Below are 1,058 nucleotides of genomic sequence, written 5' to 3'. Positions count from 1 at the left end.
GTCTTGGCCACGCGCAGGGTGATGGTGTGGCCGTCCTCGGGGTTCTTCCAGTCGCGGGGCACCGTGACGTCGGCGCACGCGGTGCCGGGGATCGCGCTGAACCGGGCGTTGAGGCTCTCGCTGCCGAAGTCGCAGGCCTCCCAGTCCAGCGTCTGGCCCACGAGGTGCGGCGCGAGCGCGGCGGCGTCGTTGACCTTGTTGCCCCGCGTGGCGGAGAGGTCGTTGGAGCGGGCCTGACCCTGCGATGCGGACCCGTTGCCGTTGCCGTTGCCGTTGCCGGGCGCGGAGAGCGCGGGGGCGGCGGCCGTGACGGCGAGCGAGACGGCCGCGACGGCGGCGGCGAGCGTGGTGCGGCGGCGAGCTGGAACGGTTCTGGTCACGTCAGGTCCTCGAGTCGTTCGGTGCGGAGAGGGCCGGGGCGGTCACCGGATGACGCGAGTGATGCGCCTCACAGCCTGTAGAGCGGCCATCCTAATCATGGACGTGCGCTGGAAGTCCACTCGGCGGCCGGCCCGGTCCCGGGGGCCGCCCCCGCGGCTGCGTCCAGCACCGCCAGCAGCCGCACCCGCAGCGCCTGGCCCCGCGCGGCGAACTCGCGCTGTCGCCGCGCGTACTCGGCACGCCCGGCCGGCTCCTCGATCCGCACGGCCGCGTAGCCGCCGCGCCCGTCGGAGAGGTCGTCCACCCCGGTCAGGTCGTACGGCGAGGCCTCCATGTCCAGCCTGCGGATGTCCCACGCGAGGTCGAAGCAGTCCGCGAGCAGGTCCGAGTCGACCACCGGCACCAGCTTGTACGCCCACTTGTACAGGTCCATCCCCGCGTGCAGGCAGCCGGGCTGCTCCATCTCCCGCATCCCGGCGCGCGTGGGCAGGACGCCGTCGTCGCCCTCGTTGCGGTCGCGGGCCTCGGGCGCGAAGAACCGGAACGCGTCGAAGTGCGTGCACCGGATCCGCGAGCCCTCCACCACCGCGTCCGTCCCCTCGGCCCCGAGCCGCAGCGGCAGCTGGGAGTGCCGCACCCCGTGCACGTCCGAGCGGTATGCCATCGCCCACTGGTGA

2 pseudogenes are annotated in these 1,058 nt (G+C 73.7%); both read right to left on the bottom strand.

From position 1 onward, the window contains the following. A pseudogene (locus tag ACFWJO_RS40855) lies at nt 1-380 on the bottom strand (hypothetical protein); the annotation flags it as partial. A 95-nt stretch (nt 381-475) separates the two neighbouring features. Beyond that, nucleotides 476-1,058 (bottom strand): annotated as a pseudogene (locus ACFWJO_RS40850) (hypothetical protein); the annotation flags it as partial.

It is taken from the genome of Streptomyces sp. NPDC127092 (genome assembly GCF_042722475.1).
Classification (GTDB): domain Bacteria; phylum Actinomycetota; class Actinomycetes; order Streptomycetales; family Streptomycetaceae; genus Streptomyces.
Note: the sequence above shows the minus strand (reverse complement) of the source record. Positions and strands in the feature narration are given on the sequence as shown.